22 protein-coding genes, 1 tRNA gene and 1 rRNA gene are annotated in these 23,497 nt (G+C 55.9%); 1 reads left to right on the top strand and 23 read right to left on the bottom strand.

The window, feature by feature from the left end:
• From ACOSDM_RS17285 to ACOSDM_RS17180, 22 genes are all read right to left on the bottom strand, one after another.
• Positions 1-284, bottom strand: a 16S ribosomal RNA gene (locus ACOSDM_RS17285); the annotation flags it as partial.
• Positions 285-816: 532 nt separating this feature from the next.
• A complete protein-coding gene (locus tag ACOSDM_RS17280) occupies positions 817-1,248 on the bottom strand; it encodes a DUF1489 family protein (RefSeq protein ID WP_420725805.1) in 432 nt (143 codons plus the stop codon).
• A gap of 96 nt (positions 1,249-1,344) precedes the next feature.
• The gene (locus tag ACOSDM_RS17275; protein ID WP_420725804.1) at positions 1,345-1,866 is read right to left on the bottom strand and encodes a response regulator; all 522 of its coding nucleotides are present in this window, start codon (positions 1,864-1,866) and stop codon (positions 1,345-1,347) included.
• A 145-nt stretch (positions 1,867-2,011) separates the two neighbouring features.
• Positions 2,012-2,914, bottom strand: coding sequence for a hydroxymethylglutaryl-CoA lyase (locus ACOSDM_RS17270; RefSeq protein ID WP_420725803.1), 903 nt, complete (start codon positions 2,912-2,914; stop codon positions 2,012-2,014).
• Positions 2,911-4,938 carry an acetyl/propionyl/methylcrotonyl-CoA carboxylase subunit alpha gene (locus ACOSDM_RS17265; protein ID WP_420725802.1) on the bottom strand — a complete coding sequence of 676 codons (2,028 nt, stop codon included), beginning with the start codon at positions 4,936-4,938 and terminating at the stop codon, positions 2,911-2,913. The genes ACOSDM_RS17270 and ACOSDM_RS17265 overlap by 4 nt, the downstream gene beginning before the upstream one ends.
• 21 nt (positions 4,939-4,959) lie before the next feature.
• Positions 4,960-5,499 carry a hypothetical protein gene (locus ACOSDM_RS17260; protein ID WP_420725801.1) on the bottom strand — a complete coding sequence of 180 codons (540 nt, stop codon included), beginning with the start codon at positions 5,497-5,499 and terminating at the stop codon, positions 4,960-4,962.
• The gene (locus tag ACOSDM_RS17255; RefSeq protein ID WP_420725800.1) at positions 5,487-6,269 is read right to left on the bottom strand and encodes an enoyl-CoA hydratase/isomerase family protein; all 783 of its coding nucleotides are present in this window, start codon (positions 6,267-6,269) and stop codon (positions 5,487-5,489) included. Before ACOSDM_RS17255 ends, ACOSDM_RS17260 begins: the two co-directional genes overlap by 13 nt.
• 10 nt (positions 6,270-6,279) lie before the next feature.
• The gene (locus ACOSDM_RS17250) at positions 6,280-7,887 is read right to left on the bottom strand and encodes a carboxyl transferase domain-containing protein (protein WP_420725799.1); all 1,608 of its coding nucleotides are present in this window, start codon (positions 7,885-7,887) and stop codon (positions 6,280-6,282) included.
• 49 nt (positions 7,888-7,936) lie between these two features.
• Positions 7,937-8,542 carry a 2-hydroxychromene-2-carboxylate isomerase gene (locus tag ACOSDM_RS17245; protein WP_420725798.1) on the bottom strand — a complete coding sequence of 202 codons (606 nt, stop codon included), beginning with the start codon at positions 8,540-8,542 and terminating at the stop codon, positions 7,937-7,939.
• A gap of 19 nt (positions 8,543-8,561) precedes the next feature.
• Positions 8,562-9,695, bottom strand: coding sequence for an acyl-CoA dehydrogenase family protein (locus ACOSDM_RS17240; RefSeq protein WP_420725797.1), 1,134 nt, complete (start codon positions 9,693-9,695; stop codon positions 8,562-8,564).
• Between the two features lie 40 nt (positions 9,696-9,735).
• Positions 9,736-10,386: a carbonic anhydrase gene (locus ACOSDM_RS17235; protein WP_420725796.1), complete on the bottom strand. Its 651-nt coding sequence runs from the start codon at positions 10,384-10,386 to the stop codon at positions 9,736-9,738.
• The gene (locus ACOSDM_RS17230) at positions 10,383-11,045 is read right to left on the bottom strand and encodes an SDR family oxidoreductase (RefSeq protein WP_420725795.1); all 663 of its coding nucleotides are present in this window, start codon (positions 11,043-11,045) and stop codon (positions 10,383-10,385) included. Before ACOSDM_RS17230 ends, ACOSDM_RS17235 begins: the two co-directional genes overlap by 4 nt.
• Before the next feature lie 20 nt (positions 11,046-11,065).
• Positions 11,066-12,256: an acetyl-CoA C-acyltransferase gene (locus tag ACOSDM_RS17225; RefSeq protein WP_420725794.1), complete on the bottom strand. Its 1,191-nt coding sequence runs from the start codon at positions 12,254-12,256 to the stop codon at positions 11,066-11,068.
• A gap of 16 nt (positions 12,257-12,272) precedes the next feature.
• Positions 12,273-13,445 carry an isovaleryl-CoA dehydrogenase gene (locus ACOSDM_RS17220; RefSeq protein WP_420725793.1) on the bottom strand — a complete coding sequence of 391 codons (1,173 nt, stop codon included), beginning with the start codon at positions 13,443-13,445 and terminating at the stop codon, positions 12,273-12,275.
• A 44-nt stretch (positions 13,446-13,489) separates the two neighbouring features.
• Positions 13,490-13,948, bottom strand: coding sequence for a PaaI family thioesterase (locus tag ACOSDM_RS17215; RefSeq protein WP_420725792.1), 459 nt, complete (start codon positions 13,946-13,948; stop codon positions 13,490-13,492).
• Positions 13,945-14,418 (bottom strand): acyl-CoA thioesterase, encoded by a 474-nt coding sequence (locus tag ACOSDM_RS17210; protein ID WP_420725791.1) that lies wholly within the window; start codon positions 14,416-14,418, stop codon positions 13,945-13,947. Before ACOSDM_RS17210 ends, ACOSDM_RS17215 begins: the two co-directional genes overlap by 4 nt.
• Positions 14,415-14,825, bottom strand: coding sequence for a MerR family transcriptional regulator (locus ACOSDM_RS17205; RefSeq protein ID WP_420725790.1), 411 nt, complete (start codon positions 14,823-14,825; stop codon positions 14,415-14,417). The genes ACOSDM_RS17210 and ACOSDM_RS17205 overlap by 4 nt, the downstream gene beginning before the upstream one ends.
• A 159-nt stretch (positions 14,826-14,984) precedes the next feature.
• On the bottom strand, positions 14,985-16,016 hold the full coding sequence (locus tag ACOSDM_RS17200) for a DMT family transporter (protein ID WP_420725789.1): 1,032 nt from the start codon (positions 16,014-16,016) through the stop codon (positions 14,985-14,987).
• Positions 16,017-16,427: 411 nt separating this feature from the next.
• Positions 16,428-17,138, bottom strand: a complete 711-nt coding sequence (locus ACOSDM_RS17195; protein ID WP_420725788.1) for a hypothetical protein — start codon at positions 17,136-17,138, stop codon at positions 16,428-16,430.
• Between the two features lie 60 nt (positions 17,139-17,198).
• Positions 17,199-18,599 carry a magnesium transporter gene (gene mgtE / locus ACOSDM_RS17190; RefSeq protein ID WP_420725787.1) on the bottom strand — a complete coding sequence of 467 codons (1,401 nt, stop codon included), beginning with the start codon at positions 18,597-18,599 and terminating at the stop codon, positions 17,199-17,201.
• 25 nt (positions 18,600-18,624) lie between these two features.
• The gene (locus ACOSDM_RS17185; RefSeq protein ID WP_420725786.1) at positions 18,625-20,907 is read right to left on the bottom strand and encodes an NADP-dependent malic enzyme; all 2,283 of its coding nucleotides are present in this window, start codon (positions 20,905-20,907) and stop codon (positions 18,625-18,627) included.
• Between the two features lie 1,004 nt (positions 20,908-21,911).
• Positions 21,912-21,998: transfer RNA gene (locus ACOSDM_RS17180), tRNA-Leu, on the bottom strand.
• Positions 21,999-22,108: 110 nt separating this feature from the next.
• On the opposite strand from ACOSDM_RS17180, the gene lipB reads away from it, so the two are divergent.
• Positions 22,109-22,816: a lipoyl(octanoyl) transferase LipB gene (lipB, locus tag ACOSDM_RS17175; protein WP_420725785.1), complete on the top strand. Its 708-nt coding sequence runs from the start codon at positions 22,109-22,111 to the stop codon at positions 22,814-22,816.
• A 399-nt stretch (positions 22,817-23,215) separates the two neighbouring features.
• Here lipB and ACOSDM_RS17170 read toward each other — a convergent pair whose 3' ends face one another.
• Entirely contained in the window at positions 23,216-23,494 is a 279-nt protein-coding gene (locus tag ACOSDM_RS17170; RefSeq protein WP_420725784.1) for an acylphosphatase, read from the bottom strand.
• Positions 23,495-23,497: the final 3 nt, after the last annotated feature.

Genomic DNA, 23,497 nt, shown 5'->3' with positions numbered 1-23,497 from the left:
ATCCTCTCAGACCAGCTATAGATCGTAGGCTTGGTGAGCCATTACCTCACCAACTACCTAATCTAACGCGGGCCGATCCCTCGGTGGCCGAAGCCTTTCCTCCATAGAGCGTATGCGGTATTAGCAGCCGTTTCCAGCTGTTGTCCCCCGCCGAAGGGTACGTTCCCACGCGTTACTCACCCGTGCGCCGGTGCCCAGTTCCCGAAGGAACCTTCTCCCGCGACTTGCATGTGTTAAGCCTGCCGCCAGCGTTCGTTCTGAGCCAGGATCAAACTCTTAGGTTCATACCACATCCCCGGGGGGAGACATGGCTGATAACGCGCCCAGATATCATCTAAGCACATCCACCTAAGCTCAAAGGGTATTCTCATTGATCCAATCTCACCACCCAACCAGCACCCTAAAGCACCAGAAAAGCAGCTCAAACGTAACTTGACTATTCATCAAGATACACAATCAACCGCAGCCATAAAGACCACCGCCAACCGCGTATCCCTTCCAGATATCAACAATGTCAAATAACAAAACTCGGTACTCATTCCGACACAGTCGCCAAAAAAGAGGCCGAATTTTCCCTCACCCACCCGATTCGGGTTGGCGCAAGATTTCAGCTTAATCTTTGATCTGCTACGCTTCAATCAAAATCGACGGTTAAAGTCGAGAGACTGAAGCGCCGGGTCAGTGTGGCCACCGGGTTGGACCCCGCTGTCTCGCTGACGGACGGGGTATAGGCCCCAGCGCCGACCCGTGCAAGCAAAAATTACGAAAATAAGTCGGTTTTTTTCAATTTTTTTCGAGACCCCGGATTGCCGCGCTTTACCACGCCCCCAAAGCCCGCAGTTCCGCTGCGAGAGAGGCTGGCAACGCATCATTTTCAGTCCCGGCTTTTAAATCTGGCGGCGCGTCATCCGCCTTTAGATACCGCCATCCCTGAAACGGGCGATGCGGCCAGGGATCCGTCGGCACCAATTCTGGGGAGAGTATAATCCGACAATAAGGGCGCGAATCCGGATCATCGTCCTGAGGTTCCGGCTCAAAACCGAGTATGCCTTGGCGCACCGCCATCTGCCCCTTGATGATCCAGTAAAGTGACCCCCCTCCCTGCAATATCTCCTCAAACCGTCTGGGCCAGGTGCGGGTGGTGTGCCAGATCTTGCCGCCATTCAGGCGCAGCCGACCGGTCTGCCAGTGTTGCAGATCCTCGATACTGTCCGCTCCGACACAGAGTTTTCGGATATTCAGGGCCATGGGGTTTGTCTCTCACCAATAATACGACAGACACAAAGGCTATGAGATTCTGGAAGGGGAACCAACCCTGCACGCACGCCCCCGACTTTCAGAGCCTCATTGAACATCAATAAACATCGACGCATAGGAATCGTAGTCAGTGACGCGGCGCTCTCTGCCGACCCAGAGCGTATTGCGGCGGCGTCGATCCGGCCCGAAATAGCTTGTTGTGCGAATGTAACGGCGCGGATGGTCAAGCACCTGGGTGATACGCCCATACAGAGAGGGGGCAGAGAGCGGCTTTGCAATGATTTCAGTCGCCCCTGCATCCCGGGCTTCCACGACGCGCCTGGGGTCCGAATTTCCAACCATCATAATGATCGGAAGATAGGGATTGCCGCTGTGCAGGGATTGACGAATGAACATTGTAATTTCAATCCCATCGGTTGGCGTCACATCCACATCCAGGATCACTATATCCGGCAGCGTATGGCGGAACTGAGCCAAGGCGGAAGTTCCATCTGAAAAGTCCGGCCCGTCCGGAACCCCAAAGGACCGCAAGAAACGCCGCACAGTTTTCCGAATGCGCGGGCTGTTATCAATGATGCTTATGGTAAGATTTGAAAAGTCACGATCCACGCAGACATTCCCTTACCGATGCGCAAACTTTGCTCAAGAGACGCATCCGTTGCCACAGGCCACCCTGCCCGCAGGCCCCATCGACACTGCGGTGCGGCTCAAAATCTAGCGACAGATCAGGATCAGTTACAAGGTCTGTCAGACGCTAACCAGCGCGTTTTGTCAGCAAGGCACGCCCAACCCGGGAAGACACATCACGTCGCACCATTTTAGCGGAAAACTGAACCGCATCCAGCAAACGCTCCATATCAATACCGGTCTCAATCCCACTTTGCATGAAGCTGTAGACCACATCTTCTGTCGCGACATTGCCAGTCGCCCCCTTGGCGTAGGGACATCCCCCCAATCCCCCGACTGAGGAGTCAAAAGTCCGAATCCCACACGCCAAAGCAGCCCAGATATTGGCCAAAGCCTGACCATAGGTGTCGTGGAAGTGGCCGGCGATCTGGGCCATCGGTACCTTTTGTGAGACGGCCTGGATCAACGCCCTGGTTTCCACCGGCGTGCCGGTCCCTATCGTATCCCCCAGAGAAACTTCATAACAACCGAGTTGAACAAGTCTTTCCGCAACAGCAGCAACGGCGTCCGGGGCGATCTTTCCCTCATAGGGACAGCCCAGAACGCAAGAGATATAGCCGCGCACTTTAAGGCCCGCAGAAAGCGCCCCCTCACAAACGGCAGCGAAACGATCAATCGACTCTGCGATGGAACAATTGATATTGCGCTGTGAAAAACTCTCAGACGCAGCGGCAAAGACGGCGACCTCTTGCACACCATGGTCAAGCGCGGCCCCCAACCCTTTCATATTCGGGGTCAGCATTGGATAGGAAACGCCAGGCAACTTTTCAATGCGGTCAAACACCTGCCCCGAATCTGCCATTTTCGGCACCCATTTCGGGGAGACAAAACTGCCAACCTCAATTGCTGGCAATCCAGTCTGGTTCAGCAGATGGATCAAGTGAATTTTATCTTCTGTCGAAACCTCCGCCTTTTCATTCTGCAGCCCATCCCGGGGGCCCATTTCGACGATTCGAAAGCGATCCGTCATGGCGCTGTCTCCGGCTCCTCAAATGTAATCAGCACCGCGCTGTCTGGCACCTGCTCTCCGACCGCGAAGGGAAGCGTTGCGACGATCCCTTCTGCGGGGGCCTTGATGGTATGTTCCATTTTCATCGCTTCCAGAATCATCAGCGATTGTCCGGCCGCCACGGTCTCCCCGACCGAAACAAAGACGGCGGTGACCTTGCCGGGCATTGGTGCGGTCAGGGCATGATCCAACTGGTCTGTCCCCGCAGCCATCGCAAAGGGGTCCACCTGAACCAGGCTGATCGTTTGATCGCCCAGGAACAGCGTGATGCGATCCCCGGTCTGAGTATATCCGATATCATAGCGAATCCCGTCAATGCGCCCGATGAGCCGATCATCTGTCCGGTCCATCAGAACCGCAGAATGAGTGTCCCCCGACGCCAGATCAATCTGCCAGGCGCCGTCTTGATAGATTGCTGCAATTTGGCAAGTGCCCTCCACATCCTGGAAGATCAAATCCACGGCCGCAGCGTCACTGAGGCGCCATCCATTGGTACGTGCCCAGGGACTATGGGAATCTGATCCGGCCACAGCAATCTTGCGCGCCATTTTTGCGTGCTTGTCGAGCGCCAACAGGCTGGCAAGGGTCAAGGCGGTCACCGAGGCGCGCGCCTTGCCGGGCAACAACACATCTTCCTTTGCCGCGATGAACCCAGTATCCAGCATCCCGGATTTGAAATCTGGATGAGAGAGAACCCGGATTAGAAAATCACGATTGGTGGAAATCCCCGCGACCTCTGTGTCCCGCAGCGCCTGAATAAGAGTTGCGATGGCCTGATCGCGATCATCCCCCTGGGCGATCACCTTTGCGATCATCGGATCATAGTAAGGGGAAATGGCATCCCCTTCGCGCACGCCGGTATCAATACGCACGCCGTCTGATTCCGCTGGGAACCGCAAATGGGTCAGGGTGCCAATGGAGGGCAGGAAGCCGCCATCGGGATCTTCCGCATACAGTCGGACTTCAACAGCATGGCCAAAGGCAAAAATCTCTGCCTGTTCCATCGGCAGTCTTTCCCCCGACGCGACGCGCAATTGCCATTCCACCAGATCCTGGCCGGTCACAGCCTCCGTCACCGGATGTTCAACCTGCAGGCGGGTATTCATCTCCATGAAGAAGAAATCACCGGGCGTGCCATCGGCTTTTGTCTCGGCAATGAATTCGACTGTCCCGGCCCCCTGGTAACCGACGGCTTTGGCAGCCGCAACGGCCGCATCACCCATCTTAGCGCGCAGGTCTTCAGGCATACCGGGCGCGGTTGCTTCCTCCACGACCTTTTGATGGCGGCGCTGGATGGAACAATCCCGCTCGAAAAGATGCACGGCATTACCATGACTATCCGCGAAAACCTGCATTTCAATATGGCGGGGGCGGGTCACGAAACGCTCTACCAGAACCCGATCATCGCCAAAGCTGGATGCGGCCTCTCGTTTGCACGATGCCAGCGCTTCCTGAAAATCCGCCGATTGCTCCACAAGGCGCATGCCTTTTCCCCCACCCCCGGCGGACGCCTTGATCAGGACAGGATAGCCAATCCCGTCGGCTTCCATCTGCAAATGATCCGGATCCTGATTGGCCCCATGATAGCCAGGCGTCAGCGGGACGCCCGCCTTGTCCATCAGGGCTTTAGCCTCTGATTTCGACCCCATGGCCCGGATTGCACTGGCAGGTGGGCCAATGAAGACAATGCCAGCCTTTTCGCAGGCTTCAGCAAAATCCGCATTCTCGGACAGGAATCCATAGCCAGGATGGATCGCCTCCGCCCCTGTATCCTTAGCAGCTTTGAGAATGACATCACCCAGCAAGTAACTTTCCCGCGCCGGGGCGGGGCCGATATGAACCGCCTGATCCGCCAATGCCACATGCAGCGCATCGGCATCGGCGTCGGAATAGACCGCGACCGTCTCCACCCCCAATCGGCGGGCCGTTGCGATGACCCGACAGGCGATTTCACCCCGATTAGCGATTAGTATCCGCTTAAACATCCCAGTATCCCTTTAAAAGCATCATTCCGCCGCGGCCAGGTGACGGGTTACATCCGGCATTTCTGCCATCCATTGCTGAGCATTGGGAATGGCATCCTGCAAATGTTGATCGCGCCAATCCTCAAAGGACCAGGGCTGGAAATCGATGGATCCATGCAGCCGATGGATCGCCTCGACATCGGGCACGAAGGCCTGAGCCTGTTGACCATCGGACAGTGTGAATCGGCCCAGCTTGTATTCGTCCCATTCATACCAGGCGACACGCAGGGCTTCTTGCGCTGACAAATCCCGGATCAACAGACAGTCCAGAAGGGTGTCTTCCTGTGTCGGGAAAATGCCTGGAAATCCATCCCCGGCAATGATCCGGGCCAATTCATGATTGGGCAGGGTGACGGGCTGAATATCCGCACTGTCCATTGATCGCCCAACGACAATCTCAAACACAGCCGATGCGCGCAGGGAGCCATAGAACAGGCTGGGCAGACCCAGGCTGTGAGACTCCTGCGCCAGGAAACTGGCGCGTTCCCGCTCTACCGTTGCAAAAACATCTACTTTTTCCATGCGGGACTCCGTTTCTCAAAAAAAGCGGCCATGCCTTCCTTCGCTTCCGGTGTGGCGCGCAGGCGGGCGATGCGGTGAACAGTATCTTCGATCACCTCTGCGGTGATTGGGCGATCAACGGAAAAAACAAGATCTTTTGCTTCCCGCGCGGCGATAGGCCCGACGGCCAAAATTGACTGAACCACCGCATCAACGGCGGTATCCAAGGCGTCTTCCTCAACCACGTCATGCAGCAAGCCAAAGCGCAGGGCTGTTGGTGCGTCAAACCGTTCCGCTGTTTGGAAATACCGCCGGGCGGCGCGCGCGCCAATTGCATCGACCACATAGGGGCTGATGGCAGACGGAATAATGCCCAGTTTCACTTCCGACAGGCAGAAACTGGCGCGGGTCGATCCGATGGCGATGTCGCAGCAGGCGACCAGTCCAACGCCACCGCCAAAGGCCGCACCCTGCACCCGGGCAATCACAGGCTTGGGCAGGAAATTGATGACCCGCAGCATTTCAGCCAAGCCCCCCGCATCGGCCAGATTCTCGTCGAAAGAATAGCCCGCGACACGCTGCATCCAAGTCAGATCTGCCCCGGCAGAAAAGCTCTTCCCCTCCGCCTCTAGAATGATAACACGGATATCGGAGTCTTCTCCTAGCGTTGTAAAAGCCTCGGTCAGGCCCAGAATCAAGGCATCATCAAAGGCATTATGTCGATCAGGGTTGGTCAGTCGCAGATGCGCGACCGGACCGTCCCTTAGGATTGTGAATTTCTGATCAGGCATCGGGTCTCTCCTACATCCGGAACAGGCCAAAGCGTGTCGGCTCAATGGGCGCATTCATCGCCGCCGATAGGCCAAGACCCAGGACCATACGTGTGTCTTTCGGATCGATAATGCCATCGTCCCATAACCGGGCAGAGGCATAGTAGGGATGCCCCTGATCCTCATATTGCTGGCGGATCGGGTCCATTAAGGCCGCCTTTTCTTCCGCAGACCAGGAGGTGCCTTTCTTGGTCATATTGTCTTCTTTCACCGTCGCCAAGACGCTGGCGGCCTGTTCACCCCCCATGACGGAGATGCGCGCATTGGGCCACATCCACAAGAATCTGGGCGAATAGGCCCGCCCGCACATGCCATAATTCCCTGCCCCAAAACTGCCGCCCAGAATGACGGTGAATTTTGGAACCTGTGTCGTGGCAACGGCGGTCACCAGCTTGGCGCCGTCCTTTGCAATGCCGCCAGATTCATATTTGGACCCGACCATGAATCCGGTGATGTTCTGCAGGAAAACCAGCGGAATGTTCCGTTGCGAACACAGTTCAATAAAATGAGCGCCCTTCAGAGCGGATTCTGAAAACAGGATTCCGTTATTGGCAATGATGCCCACGGGGTAGCCCCAGATATGGGCAAAACCGCAGATCAAGGTCGTGCCATAGAGTTTCTTGAACTCGTCGAACTCCGATCCATCAACGATACGCCCGATCACTTCACGCACATCGTAGGGCTTCTTTAGGTCGGTCGGGACAACGCCATACAGGTCATCCGGGTTCAGCACGGGATCGCGCGGCGGTAGGGTTTTCACGCCCATGGGCTTTGTGCGGTTCAGATTGCCAACGATCTTCCGGGCAATCGAAAGAGCATGGGTATCATTTTCTGCAATATGATCGGTCACACCAGAGACACGGGAATGCACTTCTGCCCCTCCCAGATCCTCCGCAGAAACCTCTTCACCGGTCGCTGCCTTCACCAGAGGCGGACCGCCCAGAAAGATCGTGCCCTGATTGCGCACGATGATGCTTTCTTCAGACATTGCCGGGACATAGGCCCCGCCGGCTGTACAGGACCCCATAACAACCGCGATCTGGGCAATGCCTTGGGCGGACATATTGGCCTGATTGTAAAAGATACGCCCGAAATGATCGCGATCTGGAAAGACCTCGTCTTGGTTGGGCAGGTTCGCGCCACCAGAATCGACCAGATAAATACAGGGCAGATTATTCTGCTGCGCGATTTCCTGGGCACGGACATGTTTCTTTACGGTCAGCGGATAATAGGTCCCGCCCTTTACCGTCGCATCATTGGCGACGATAACGCATTCCTGACCCGCGACGCGACCAATCCCGGTTATGACACCCGCCCCGGAAATCGTGTCATCATACATGCCATACGCTGCCAATTGCGACAGTTCCAGGAAGGGTGATCCAGGGTCAAGTAAGGTGCGCACCCGATCATGCGGCAACAGCTTACCACGGGACAAATGACGCTCCCGCGCGACCTCCCCACCCCCCAATTTAACGGCGGCAAGCTTTGCCTTCAGATCCTCGACAAGCGCAGTCATTGCCGCTGTATTGGCAATCGCCTCTTCCGATTTGGGATCATACGCACTGGTCAATTGGGTCATACTGCGTCCTTTAAGTCCTATAAAAACAATCAGGCAGTAACCCTAGAGATTACCATCCACCCCGTGTCATCCAGGCATCCATCATATCCATGCGATCGACGCCCCAGAATCTCTCTCCATCGATGAAGAAGAAAGGCGAGCCGAATACACCCCGGTCCATCGCCGCCTGTGTTTCTGATTTCAACAGGTCTTTCATCGGCTGTGACCGGATAACAGCCGCCACTTCATCAGAATTCAAACCGACTGACTCTGCCGCTTCCAATACAGGGACGACCTGGGCCACATCCGTCCCTTCTGCAAAGGCCTTTCGAAAGACCGCATGAATCAACGACACGGCCTTTTCTGGATATTCCTGCTGAACCCACAGCGTTGCCCTGGCAGCATTGACGGTCAAGACGGGGAAAACCGGCGGCCAATGGAACGGAATGTTGTAGAAGCCGGAACACCGTTCGATATCATATTTGGAATACGGCCCCTTCATCGGATAGCTAACCAGGGATTGTGTCCCTTCCTGCTTAAAGATTGCCCCTAACAGAATTGGTTTCCAAACCACAACACGACCATGCTTTTCCGCCAGGGCTTCCACCATTTCTGATGCGAAATAGCCATAGGGGGAGGAATAGTCGAAATAGAAATCCAGTGTCTGCTGTGCCATCGCTCGCCCTATCGCCCAATCAGGCCGCCAGAGAGCGGGCGATCAGCATGCGTTGGATATCGCTGGTCCCCTCGTAAATCTTGGTCACGCGCACATCGCGCGCCATGCGCTCAAGCGGGAAATCCTTCATGAAGCCATAGCCACCTAAAGTCTGCAGCGCATCAGAAACCACGCCTTCTGCCATTTCAGTCGCGAAAAGCTTCGCCATAGAGGCTTCGGTCAGGCATGGCTGACCGGCATCCTTCATCGCAGCCGCATGCAGGATCATCTGGCGTGCAGCATGCAGTTTGGTTGCCCCATCGGCCAATCGGAATCCGACCGCCTGGTGCTGCATGATCGGCTGGCCCATAGAGGTGCGTTCCTTGGCATAGCCGACGGCATAGTCCAGCGCGGCCCGCGCGATGCCCAGGGCCTGGGCGGCAATCCCGATGCGGCCGCCTTCCAGATTGGACAGCGCGATTTTATAGCCCTGTCCTTCTTCGCCCAACATCAGGTCGGGCGTCACCTCTACCCCTTCAAACCGCAGGGCACAGGTATCAGATGCATTCAGGCCCATCTTCTTTTCGATCCGCTCTACGACATACCCTTTGGTATCGGTGGGGACCAGAAAGGCGGAAATCCCGCGCTTGCCCGCATCCGGATCGGTGACAGCAAAGACCAGGGCAACGCCCGCAGTCGATCCATTGGTGATGAATTGTTTAGACCCATCAATCACCCATTTATTGCCGTCTTTGCGTGCCTTGGTTTTAATTGCGGACGCATCGGACCCGGCATGTGCCTCGGTCAGACAAAAGGCACCGATCATTTCGCCGCGCGCCAAGGGCTTCAGGAACCGTTCTTTCTGTTCATCGGTGCCATATCGCAGGACCGGCATGCAGCCGACAGAGTTATGCACGCTCATAATCGTCGATACAGACCCATCGCCCGCCGCGATTTCCTCCAGTGCCATGGCATAGGAAACCGTGTCCGTGCCAGCGCCATCCCATTCGGGCGGGACCATCATGCCCATCATGCCAAGCTGCGCCATCGCGTCGATCGCTTCCTTGGGGAAACGACATTCACGATCCCATTCCTCGGAATTAGGCGCCAGTTGCTCGGTCGCAAAGTCCCGCGCCATTTCGCGGATCATCATCTGCTCTTCGGTCAAAATCATGGTCGTTTCTCCCAGTTCGGTCAGCCTGATCCGGCTGGCTCTATTTGCCCATAAGATCCGGCACGCTGTCGACGATACTGAACTGACCGGTTTTCGGATCATGGGCCAGCATGTTGCCGGTATTGATATCAAACCACCAGCCATGCAGACGCAAAGAACCGTCATCAACCCGGCTTTGAATCCAGGGAAAGCCTTTCAAATTACGGATAGACGTTTTGATCGTCGCCATCTCCACGGCAGCCTCGGACCCCGGATCATCGGCACCATGCATGGCGCAGGCATCTTCCGCCAGCGCCATCCACGCCCCAATAAATTCCCGATCTTCCAGTTTATTGCCCTGATGGATGGAGCGCATGGCCTGCACACCGCCGCATTGATGATGACCCAGAATAACGATTTCCCGAACACCCAGATCCTTTACCGCAAATTCAATCGCCGACGATGTCCCGTGATGGGATGAATCCGGACTGTATGGCGGCACCAGGGCGGCAACGTTGCGCACCACGAATATCTCCCCCGGATCCGCATTGAACAGGATCGCCGGGTCAACGCGGCTGTCAGAACAGGCGATGACCATAATTTCAGGCTTCTGACCTTCTTCTGCCAATTGCCGGGTCAGGTCGCCGCGCTTTTCATGATACAGCGCCCGATAGCTGCGATATCCCGCCAGCAGTCGATTGATTGGATTCACCAGGGAAGCTCCTTTCCATCATAATTAAAGAATTGACCTGTTTGGCCAGCACCCAGCCCATCAACGACGGCTTTCATGCCACCGGCGGACTGGTTGGTATCGATATCTGCCTCGTCCCCTCCCATATCCGTGCGCACCCATCCGGGATGCATCACCACGGTTCTGATATCACGCGGGGCCAGTTCTTTCGCCAGGCTGGATACCGCCATATTCAAGGCGGACTTAGAGGATCGATAGGCATAGGCACCCCCGGAGTTCAGGGCGACAGACCCCATCTTGCTGGTTGTGAAGGCCAGTTTGCGCTGGGTCGAGGCCGCAACGTTCTCCAACAGGGCGCGACATAACAGGATTGGCGCAATCGTATTGATGCGAAATGTTTCCAGCCATTCCTGCGCAGACAGGTCCATCAACATCTGACCCTTGTCCAGATAGACCCCGGCATTGTTCCACAACACGTCAATGGGACGTCCCGCCAATGATTTTGCTGCGGCAGCCACGGATGCTTCATCGGCAACATCCAGCGTCAAAGGCTCCCCCACCAAATCCGCCGAATTCGGATTGCGACAGGCGGCAATCACCGTCCATCCCTCGGCATCATACAGTTCCGCCAGGCGTTTTCCGATACCGCGATTGGATCCTGTGATCAGGATTGTTGGCATATTTAATCAACCTCTTTCTTTTACTGCAGGCGTTTGACCGCCAGGGCCGTGGCCTCACCACCGCCAATACATAAGGAGGCGACGCCCGTCTGCAAATCATAGGTCTTTAAAGCATTCAGCAGTGTGACCAGAATACGCGCGCCAGATGCCCCAATTGGATGACCAAGCGCACAGGCACCCCCATGGATGTTCACCTTATCACGGGGCAGGTCAAGGTCATGCATCGCCGCCATGGCCACAACCGCGAAAGCCTCATTGACCTCATACAGGTCCACCGCGTCTTTCGACCAACCGGCCTTGTCCAGACATTTGCGGATCGCTTCGACCGGGGCGGTCGTGAACCAGGCGGGGGCCTGTGCATGGGTCGCATGCGACACAATCTCCGCCAGCGGGGTCAGGCCACGACGCTGTGCCTCTGACCGGCGCATCAGCACCAGGGCCGCCGCACCATCGGAAATGGAGGAGGAATTGGCGGGCGTCACCGTGCCATCCTTCGCAAAAGCAGGCTTCAGGGTCGGGATCTTATCTGGATTGGCAGTGCGGGGTTGTTCATCCAGGTTGACCGTCACCTCGCCTTTTCGGGTTTTCAGGGTGATCGGTGCGATTTCCGCCTCAAATGTGCCATCGGCTTGCGCCTTCTGGGCACGGGTTAAGCTTTCAATCGCAAAGGCATCCTGGGCGTCGCGCGTGAACTGATAATGGGTGGCGGTTTCCTCCGCAAAGGTCCCCATCAGGCGCCCCTTGTCATAGGCATCTTCCAGCCCGTCCAGGAACATATGGTCGATCACCTGACCATGGCCCAACCGCATGCCGCCCCGCGCCTTAGGCAACAGATAGGGCGCGTTTGTCATGCTCTCCATCCCGCCTGCAACCATCACATCGGCACTGCCGGCGATCAGCAGATCATGGGCCAGCATCGTCGCCTTCATGCCAGACCCGCACATTTTATTGATCGTGGTGCAACCCGCCGATTGGGGCACGCCCGCCCCCAGGCTCGCCTGACGCGCCGGGGCCTGACCCAGACCGGCGGGCAGCACATTGCCAAAGATCACTTCGCCCACATCCTCGCCCGACACACCGGCGCGCGACAACGCCTCACGGATCGCGACAGAGCCAAGCGCCGGCGCGGTCGCCTCCTTCAAATCGCCCTGAAAGCTGCCCATGGGTGTGCGCGCGGCACCGACAATAACGATTGGGTCCTGTTGGGTCATCGTTGCGTTCCTTTGGTTACGCCGTCTCGTTAAACAATTCGCGGCCGATCAGCATGCGTCGGATTTCTGAGGTGCCTGCTCCAATCTCATACAGTTTGGCATCGCGCAGCAGGCGGCCCGTCGGACTTTCATTGATATAGCCCATGCCGCCCAGAACCTGGATCGCCTCCAGCGTCATCCAGGTTGCCTTTTCCGCGGCATACAGAATCGCACCCGCCGCGTCCTTGCGGGTTGTTTGACCACGATCACAGGCTTTGACCACAGCATAGACATAGGCCTTGCAGGCATTCATCGTGGTATACATATCGGCCAGCTTGCCCTGCATCAGTTGGAATTCGCCGATGGCCTGACCGAATTGTTTGCGCTCGTGCAGATAGGGCAGCACGACGTCCATACAGGCCTCCATAATGCCCAACGGACCAGCGGCCAGAACGGCGCGCTCATAATCCAGCCCGCTCATCAGGACTTTCACGCCCTTGTTCAGGCCGCCCAGAATATTCTCTTCCGGCACTTCACAGTCTTCGAATACCAGTTCCCCGGTATGGGAGCCTCGCATCCCCAGCTTGTCCAGCTTTTGCGCGACGGAGAATCCTTTGAAATCCTTTTGCACCAGAAAGGCGGTGATGCCTTTGGATCCGGCGTCTGGGTCGGTCTTGGCATAGATCACCATTGTATCGGCATCAGGGCCATTGGTGATCCACATCTTGGTGCCATTCAGGATATAGCGATCGCCCTTCTTTTCGGCCCGCAGCTTCATGCCCACAACGTCAGAGCCCGCGCCGGGTTCAGACATCGCCAAGGCCCCGACATGATCCCCGGAAATCAGTTTCGGCAGATAGCGCTGTTTCTGCTCTTCCGTCCCATTGCGGCGGATCTGATTGACGCACAGATTGGAATGGGCGCCATAGCTGAGGCCCACAGAGGCAGAGGCGCGGCTGATTTCCTCCATCGCGATGGCATGTTCCAGATAGCCCATGCCAGCGCCGCCATATTCTTCCTCAACCGTGATGCCCAACAGCCCCATATCGCCGAATTTCTTCCACATATCCATTGGGAATTGATCGGTCTTGTCGATCTCCGCCGCGCGGGGGGCCAGCTCGTCAGACACAAAGCTGGAGACGCTGTCACGCAGCATCTCGGCGGTTTCGCCCAGATCAAAGTCCAGCGTCGGATAGGAATTGGAAATCATGGCTTCGTTTCCTCACGTTAAGTTTCAGTAAGCCGCTCTTGTTCTCAGGCGGCCTTATCGTCGGACATACCGTCCATTGTCATTAAGGTGCACAGGGCCGTCGCGCAGAGTTTACGCTTACCCGCTGTCTCTCCATAAATCCGCGCTTCACAGACTGTCAGGCGGCGGCCGGGCTTTAGCACCTGCCCCGTCGCAATCAGGAACTCGCCCTTACCGGGAGAGACGATGTTGATCTTGTATTCCACCGTCAGGATGGAATCTTCCTGCGCCAACAGCGTGAAGGCGCAGTATCCCCCGGCATTATCGGCCATGGTCCCGATCACGCCGCCATGGAAATAGCCATGCTGCTGGCTCAGTTCCGGGCGATATGGCAACCGTATCTCAACATGACCTGGGGAGACAGCGGTAAGCTGCGCACCCAATGTCGCCATGAACCCCTGACGGGCAAAACTGGCGCGGGTGCGGCTTTCAAAATCTGGGTTGTGGACTTGAAATTCACTCATGCCGCAGCCTCCGCAGGCAAAGGTTTCAGGATAGATGTGATCCGTGCTGCAACCGAGCCTGGAAACTGTGTCGCCTTATGGGCCGCGCGATCCAGGCATGCCACGGTGTAGGTACAGGTCGCAGCTAATGTTTCGACACCGTCTTGGCCATCATCGATCAAAACATAGAGGCGATGATGAAACCGGGCTGTTTTCGGCTTCAGCCAAACGAAGCGACTGCGCACCAGGAAGCTTTCCCCCGGAAATAATTCCCGATGATAGGTCAGCCGGGATTCCAGGGCTGCAATGCCGATTTGCTGATCCTGCATAACCGTCGAGGTCATTCCGACGCTGTTCCAGAACGCCCAGGTCGCCTCGTCAAATTTACGGGTATAGGCCGCGACATTCATATGCCCCATATGATCGCAGTCATCGCTGTAGACCGTGCTGCGGCCTGTAATGGCATCAGATCCAAAATCTACCGCTGTCATTCCGCTGCCTCCTTCGATCCTGCACGGGCCAATTCTGTCAGGCGTTGGCGACAGGTCCGGTCTACCTCGTCCAATTCTTTCAGGGTTAACTCAATATCTTTGCGTTTTTGTTCCAGGTCGTCCCGACGCTCCTGAATTTTGTCGAGGAAGTGCTGCAACTGACCCAGCTCCCCCGGATCGGCGTGATACAGGTCAATGATTTCGCGAATTTCCGCCAGGGTAAAACCCAGCCGTTTTCCCCGCAGGATCAAGGTCAAACGAACGCGGTCGCGGGGATGATACAGGCGCTGTTGCCCCTGACGTTCCGGGGTCAGCATGCCTTCAGCTTCATAAAAACGGATGGTCCTGGCCGTGACACCAAAGTCCCGCACCAAGTCTGCAATGGTATGAACCTTGTTCCCCGGCATCGATGGTCCTTCAAAAGGGTCAATGGTGGCAGGTCTGAATTGCGGTGGATTAAACCACCCTCAAAAAGCAAGACACACCGTAGTTAACGTTTACGTAAACGTCAATCATGATTCTTCAGATAATTCTTCACAGTCACGGTCATCAGGCCGACAGCCATCTTACTCTGTAGTGGACTTCTGAACCGGATCCGGAAGCGTCAGGGCCGGGTTCAACAACGCCCGCGGTTTCTTCCCACGGTAGGATTCGCGGTACAGAATATACAGGCCCGCCCCGACGATGATACTGGCCCCAATTATCGTCCAATGGCCGGGGACTTCCGACAGAAAAATCCAACCGGCCAATGTGCCCCACAAAACGCCGCTATATTCAAAAGGCGCGACAATCGACGGCGATGTTCGGGCATAGGCGCTGGTCAACATGATGAATCCGAAAGATGCGATTAACGCCGTCAAGGCGATCAGACCAAAATCCGACAGATCTGGCATAATCCATGGGCGCAGCATGAATTGAATACTGGGATGATCCGCCGGATCAAAGAACGCCCCACCGCCCAGGAACAAACCCAACAGGATACTGCCGACGATAAAGGACAGCATCTGATAGAATGCGATGCTGGCCCCGGACATTTGCGAACTCAGCTTCCGGGTCAGAATCGCCATGACGGCATAGCTGACGCAACTTAAGACCGCGAAACCAGCCGCCGGGTCCAGGATATTGCCCGACGGCCCGACCACGACAATCACCCCCATAAATCCAACAAAAATCGCCACCCAGCGACGCCACCCAACGACCTCACCCAACAGAAACACCGATAGCAAGCTGATCACAATGGGGCTGCAATAGGTGATGGTCACGGTTGCTGCCAATGTCAGCTTTGCCATTGCCAGATAATAGCTCATAAAACAGGTCATGCCGCAGGTGCCCCGCAGCACGATGATCCAAGGTCTTACGATGCGAAATCCAGCCCAGCCATTGCGCCAGTAAACATAAAACCCCATCAGCCAGATCGCCAATCCCCCCCGCATGAAAATCAGTTCATGAACCGGATAATGGGGGCTGAGTGTCCGCACGATGACATCTTGCAGGGTGAAAATGAATAACCCCCCGCTGAGCAGAAATACCGATAACACGGTGGACGGTTCGGCCGTTGAAACCGGGGGATCATTCAGAGGGGCAGAGGCAGAGCTCATATCGGTCCTTATCACAGTCGCCAAGCCTGATGAAAAGGACTGACAGACTCAAATCTGCCGTGAATTGATCAGGCCATCCGATCCAACAGCGTCCTACATTGCCCCGCCAGCGACGCCTGCCCAAGGTATCCCCAAGGTATTCTATGGGACACACACCCCGTGAGTGCGTAAAAACCAGGCCAAAAGAGAAAGCCATTCACAACCAGACACTCTTATAGGGTGTTTGGAGAAAAGAAAAATGCGACCATTGCGATTTTATACTTCACCCGACATGGGAATGGTGTTACCTATTTTATGTGGACGTCTTCAATATGTGTTCACACATTCCCTCCCCGCTACCGCTCAGGCCCCATCCTGGGCGGTAGTCTTGTCTGGGCAACCTGTGTGAGCTTTATTCGAGCGCATGATGCTCTAAGCGCTGAAAAGGGCGATGGTAGATGGGGGCAGGCTCACTAAATCCATCATGGCGCCAAAGGGACCAAAGCCACCACTGGTCTGGCGATCTTCCGCCTTATCCCGCGCGGCATCCATTTGGGCGTAGAGGGATTGTTCTGCCTGCAACAAGCGCAACTGCCCCAGAACCGCCTTCGCACCGCGCAGCGCCCGAGGGTCCGCGTCATTGTCGCTGAGATACTGAATTTGCTCTTCCTGCTGACGGATCAGGTCCAAAGTGCGACTGCCTGTGCTGCTGCCCTGTCCCAAAGCGCGCGCGAAGGCGGCAACTGGAGAGGTTGAAAACACACTGTCCACCCCAAAAGGCAGCGACTGCATGTTGTACTGCATCAAATCCGTGTCGGATTGATCCAGCCGCCCCGCATTTTTCAAGTCATCTGCAAGGGAGATGATTTCATCCACCGACAGGGCGCTGAGATCATAGCGTCGCGCAATATTCTGGTCCGCCGAGTTTGATATCCCAGAGTTTCCATAAGCCTGGGCAGCCTCATCCGCACTGGCCAGGGCATTACCGGGCAATCCGTACCGCCCTGCCAGTGCATCATAGAACCGCGCCCGTCCCAAATCTCGGGCCAGATCGGCGGCATCCGGCGCAACGGTTTGTGACTGTTTCGCGGCCTCATAGGCTGTAGCGACCCGGTAAATGCTGGAATTGTTTGTCGGTAACATCGTGGCGGCCCTGTGTTGCAGAATGTATCTGCAAAAAGCCAAAGCAAGCGCCGTGCCTAATCAGACAAGAACCAATGTCGCCAGGCCCAAGAACACAAAGAAACCGACCACATCCGTGATTGTCGTCAAAAAGACTGTCGAGGCGATAGCGGGGTCCTGACCGATCCGTTCGATCACCAGGGGGATCAGAACGCCACTGAACCCCGCAATGATCAGATTCAGTACCATCGCGAAGGCAATTACCGCCCCCAGAATAGGATCACTGAACCACAACCAGGCGATTACCCCCATAATGGCGGCAAACAGGAAGCCATTGGCACAGCCCACCAGAACTTCCTTGGTCATGATTCGAACCGCATTGCGTGCCGTCAATTCATTGGTCGCCAACGCCCGCACCGCAACGGTCAGTGTCTGGGTCCCCGCATTTCCACCCATGGAGGCGACAATGGGCATCAGAACGGCCAGAGCCACAATTTTGCCCAGCGCATCTTCAAACAACCCGATCACCAGGGAGGCAACTATCGCCGTCCCTAAATTCACCAGCAACCAGGAAAACCGCAGACGGGTTGTTTCGAAGAAGTCAGAATAGAAGTCATCCTCACTAACCCCCCCAAGTTTCAGGATGTCATCCTCATGTTCTTCGTCCATGACATCGACGATATCATCGATGGTAACGACCCCGACCAGGACCCCGTCCGCATCGACAACCGGGGCTTCGACAAGGCCATATTGACGAAACAGAAAGGCCATATCTTCCTGATCCATATCCGCAGGCATGACCTTCACGTCGGTTTCCATGATGGCGGAGATGGGCACCACCCGCTTGGTCCGCAGCAATTTTGAAAGCTGTACCAATGCGACCGGCTTATGCGACGGCGTGACGACAATGATGTTATAGAAATCATCGGGCAGGTCGGTATCTTCACCCCGCATAAAGTCTATGGTCTGACCAACAGTCCAGAAATCGGGGATGGTCACGGTTTCCCGCCGCATCAATCGCCCGGCGGAATACTCCGGATAGCTCAGCCCCTGTTCATAGAGGACCCGGTCTTCGGCAGAGACCGTGTCGAGGATCTCGCGCTGATCCTCCTCGTCCAGATCTTCCAGAAAGTCGATGACGTCATCGGAATCCAGATCACGGACGATGTTTGCCAGCACGGAATTGGGCAATTCATCGACGATATCCTCGCGCACGGATTCATCGATATAGGAGAAAACATCGGAATCCAGCTCATCGCCCAGCGCATGAACCACCGACAGCCGGTCATCCGGGGACAGGCGTTCCAGCAAGTCCGCCAAATCCGCAGCATGCAGCGGCACCACCAGTTCCCGGATGGTGTCAGGCGGTGCGCCTTCATCAACGGCAGCCTCAACGGCCTCTACAGTCTCGTTTGATAGACCATACAGTTCGTCGAAGGCGTCGCCGTCTTCGCTATCCGTCTTTTCTGCCGCTTCCGACATAAGTCAGAATCCCTGTTTCAGTACTTCAGGCCCTCTTTTCCGAGGTGCGTGTTTCCATTTGCGCATCCACAACAGCAACAGCCGTCATATTCACAATGCCCCGCGCTGTCAGCGAGGTTGTCAGAATATGCACCGGGCGCGCCGATCCAATCATAATCGGCCCAACGGACAGCCCGTCTCCCAGCATTTTCACCGCATTATACGCTATATTCGCCGCATCCAGCGTCGGCATAATCATCAAATTCGCCGAGCCGGTCAGTTTGTTTTCCGGCATCAAGGTTGCGCGCAGCGTTTCATCCAACGCGGTGTCGGCATGCATTTCACCTTCTACTTCTAAATCGGTCTCGCGCTGCAGAATGGCAACCGCCTGGCGCATTTTAATTGAAGAGGGGGAATCCGAACTGCCAAAATTAGCATGGGACAGCATGGCGATCTTCGGCTCGATGCCAAAGCGGCGCACCTCTTCCGCCGCCAGGATCGCCATTTCGACCAGTTCCTCAACGGTGGGGTCGAAACTGACATGGGTATCGCAGAAGAAAAATATCCCCTTGTTCAGGATCAACATATTTAGGGTAGAGAAGTCCCGCGCCCCGCTGCGCACACCAATCACACGGCGGACATGTTTCAGATGATCGCGGAATCGTCCCATCGTCCCACAGATCAGCGCATCGGCCTGTCCCAGACGCACCATTAGCGACCCGATCACCGTGGTCCGTGTGCGCACGACTTCCCGCGCAAGCTCTGGCGAAACACCCTGCCGACCGGTCAACTCATGATACAATGTCCAGTATTCCTTATAGCGTGGATCATCTTCGGGATCACATAATTCAAAATCCCGATCAATCACCAGCCGCAGGCCCAGGCGTTCAATCCGTTGCTCAATAACTTTTCGACGGCCGATCAGGATCGGATGGGCGATACCGTCATCAACGACGATCTGTACCGCGCGCAGCACCCGCTCCTCTTCCCCTTCCGCATAAACAACGCGACGGGGATCCGCGACCGCACGATCAATGATCGGCTTCATCACGGTGCCGGAGCGATAGACGAAAGATTCCAGCCGCGCATTATAGGCTTCGAAATCCTCAATCGGGCGTGTCGCCACACCAGACTCCATTGCAGCCCGCGCAACGGCGGGGGCAATTTCCAAAATCAACCGTGGATCAAACGGTTTGGGAATCAGGTGATCCCGCCCGAACCCACCGGAACTGCCATAGGCCTTGGCAACAACCTCGGAAACTTCGCGACGCGCCAGGGCGGCGATGGCTTTGACCGCAGCAACCTTCATTTCCTCATTGATCGTGGTCGCCCCAACATCCAATGCCCCCCGGAAGATAAAAGGGAAGCACAGCACATTATTGACCTGATTGGGATAATCCGACCGACCCGTCGCAACGATGGCATCCGGGCGGGCCTCCATCGCATCTTCGGGCAGGATTTCAGGATTCGGATTGGCCAGCGCCAGGATGATGGGCGCTTTGCCCATGCGCTTGACCATTTCAGGCTTCAGGACATTGGGGGCAGACAGGCCCAGAAAGACATCCGCCCCGTCGATCACATCATCCAGGGTGCGCATATTGGTTTGTTTGGCATAAATGCCTTTATATTCGTCCATCTGCTCCCGGCCTTCATAGACCAGGCCGTCAATATCGGTGACCCAGATATTCTCCCGCTTCGCGCCCATCGCGACCAACATCGACAAACAGGCCAGCGCCGCAGCCCCCGCGCCAGACGTTACGATCTTGATATCTTCAAACTTCTCGCCCAACAGTTCCAAGCCATTCAAAACCGCCGCAGCGACAATGATCGCGGTCCCATGCTGGTCATCATGAAAAACCGGAATTTTCATCTTCGCGCGCAAGCGCTTCTCGATTTCAAAGCATTCCGGGGCCTTGATGTCTTCCAGATTGATGCCGCCAAAGGTTGGCTCCAGGGCGGAGACAACGGCACAGAATTTGTCCGGATCGGTCTCATCGACCTCGATATCAAACACATCGATACCGGCGAATTTCTTGAACAGGACGGCCTTACCTTCCATCACCGGCTTGGATGCCAAGGCACCAATCGCCCCCAGGCCCAGCACGGCGGTCCCATTGGTGATCACGCCCACCAGATTGGCACGCGCCGTCAGATAGGCGGCCTCAACCGGGTCACGCTCAATCTCACGACAGGCAGCGGCCACACCGGGGGAATAGGCCAGGCTGAGATCGCGCTGTGTCGCCAGCGGTTTGGTTGCGACAACCGCCAGTTTCCCGGCAGGTGACATACGATGATATGCCAACGCCTCCTGGTCGAAATTTTTCGCCATGAGTATCTATCCCCCTGAATTACGTGATTGAACCGTGCAACGCACAGTCCCAGACACCGGCCACCCCGCTATAAATGCGGTCATGCCAGCATCTTATCCAAAATTACAGCAGGGGAAAGGGGGCTGGTGGAAAATCTCTTTGAACAGAAATGTTCAGAAACCCCTAAATCAAGACATGGTGCGGTCGAGACGATTTGAAGATGCCAACCCTCCATGATGCTGTCTGTCAATGCATATCAATCACCTGACACCCTAGGCGTTTCCGCGAATACCAGATGGACTTTGTGCCCTTCCCGGATACACCTCTCCATAACTTGGTAGGCCGCCACGCGGTATGGGCCGAGATATGGTTTAGGCCATACACGAGCGACCGGAGAATGCCGTAGCTGATGAATAGTACGATAAATGTAAATGGTCGGTTCGCCAGCCACTACATCCTTATACATCGCTTCATGTATCATTGATGTGTATCGGTGTAACTCTTGAAGCTCACTCTGGACGCTCTCAGGGAATGGCTTACGGCCTGCCAGAAGATCGCGTGCGAACCTGTCTGAGAACTTGCCAATCTCAGCGAGATCGCGTGCGGATATTCCAAGGTATGAGCAAACGACTGCAAATTTGGCATCCATGATAATTCCCACTCCCGTTTTCTGTATCTAAGCGCGCCCTAAAAGATTTAGTTCCGTTATTGGAACTTAATAGTTCCATTTTCGGAACCTGTCAACGTCTTGATCTAGAGAAACTGAAATCTGAAGAGCAAAGCTGAAATTGATTATTCGTGCGAACAAAGGTGCTATATCGGCTACTAGGAGAAAAGGTAACCGTCCAATAGTTTGGGCCGTCTCTTGATTGAGATACTAACTGGCGGCGAATCAAGGGCTTTGCAACTAGGCCTAACCCATAGAACGATAGTGTATCACCGAAAGATAAAGGTGGAACAAGGGGTGGGCTAAAATGCGCCTCACACACCTAAGTTCCTGATATATCGACTAATCGAAAAGCAATGGTGCGGTCGAGAAGACTCGAACTTCCACCCGTGTTACCGGACAGCGACCTCAACGCTGCGCGTCTACCAATTCCGCCACGACCGCACACCATGCCATGCTCGGGGGCTTTTGCCCGCGAGTGCGCGATGGTATAGCCAATCACCGGCCCCCGATCAAGCGGGGCGATGGCTGTGTGCAAAGGAATTCGACCCGATATGGATTTAAGCGCCACCCCCGACAAATCCTGTTCCCCGGACCGCTGGTCCGAAACCGCACGACCGGATTGGCGCGTCAGTGCGGAACCCGTGGCCTATGACACCGCCGTGGCAGAGATGGAAGCCCGCGTTGCCGCCATTCATGCCGGTACCGCGCCAGAGCAGATCTGGTTGTTGGAGCATCCCCCGCTCTATACCGCTGGCACCAGCGCGAAGGTGCAAGACCTGCTGACGCCCGCGCGCTTTCCCGTGCATAAGACCGGGCGGGGCGGGCAATATACCTATCATGGGCCAGGCCAGCGCATCGCCTATGCTATGTTGAACCTGAAAGAGCGCGGCGCGGATGTGCGCTGTTACGTGCACGACCTGGAAGAATGGGTGATCCGCGCCCTGGCCCATTTCAATGTTGTGGGAGAGCGCCGTGAGGGCCGCGTCGGGATCTGGGTCGACCGAGGCAAGGGACGTGAGGACAAAATCGCCGCCATCGGTGTGCGGGTGCGCCATTGGGTCACCTTCCACGGGATATCGATCAATGTGGAGCCGGATCTCAGCCATTTCGACGGCATCGTGCCCTGCGGCATCGCAGACCAGAATCTGGGCGTCACGTCGCTGGTGGATTTAGGCCTGCCGGTAGGGTTGCCCGATTTGGATATCGCGCTGGAAACCGCCTTTGCGGAAGTCTTTGGACCGATTGGAACGCGGCTTTAAACGATCCAAACACAGTCAATCGGTCGGATGAGGCCCTTTACAGGGGTGATCCTGATTTTGCTTTGGTTCATCGCTCATTGTATCGACCTTCCCAATGATACCAGCCCCATTCGGGGTCATTTGGTTAATGGCCGTTCTGGGCGAAGACACTGCAATTGCGGATCGTCGCACAGGACTTACAGTAAAGCCTAAAGAAAAATCATGATAGAAATCGCCAATCTGCGACATATTTGCGACGCAAACCACCGAATTCTATATATCTCACATCGTGTATTGCGCTGCACACTAAAATTTACTGCACTGCCAAATAAATATTCCTGTTCATTCTGCCTATCCCAAAGCTCTTTTCTGGTGAATACTGTAAAATCGCGAATACAGGAAATTACCGCTATTCCATCATCACCCATCCCGACGGATCTGAAACCCATCCTGATCGGGTGCCTGGGCAGGATGCGGCGTGACCGATGTCACCTGCGCATTGGGGGGCCCGTCGTGACAGGCGGCCACCATTTGATCAACCGCCGCCGCGGGACCACTGAACAGCGCCTGAACACTGCCATCAGGGCAATTGCGCACCCAGCCCTTCAGCGCCAGAGCACGCGCCTGCTTTTCAGTCCAGGCGCGAAACCAGACACCTTGGACCTTGCCCTCAATCCGAACCTGAACTGATTTGGTCATAGA

This window comes from Hwanghaeella sp. LZ110 (genome assembly GCF_048892525.1).
Lineage (GTDB): Bacteria > Pseudomonadota > Alphaproteobacteria > UBA8366 > Aestuariispiraceae > Pacificispira.
The sequence above is the reverse complement of the archived record's forward strand: the minus strand, read 5'-3'. Positions and strand labels throughout refer to the sequence as shown.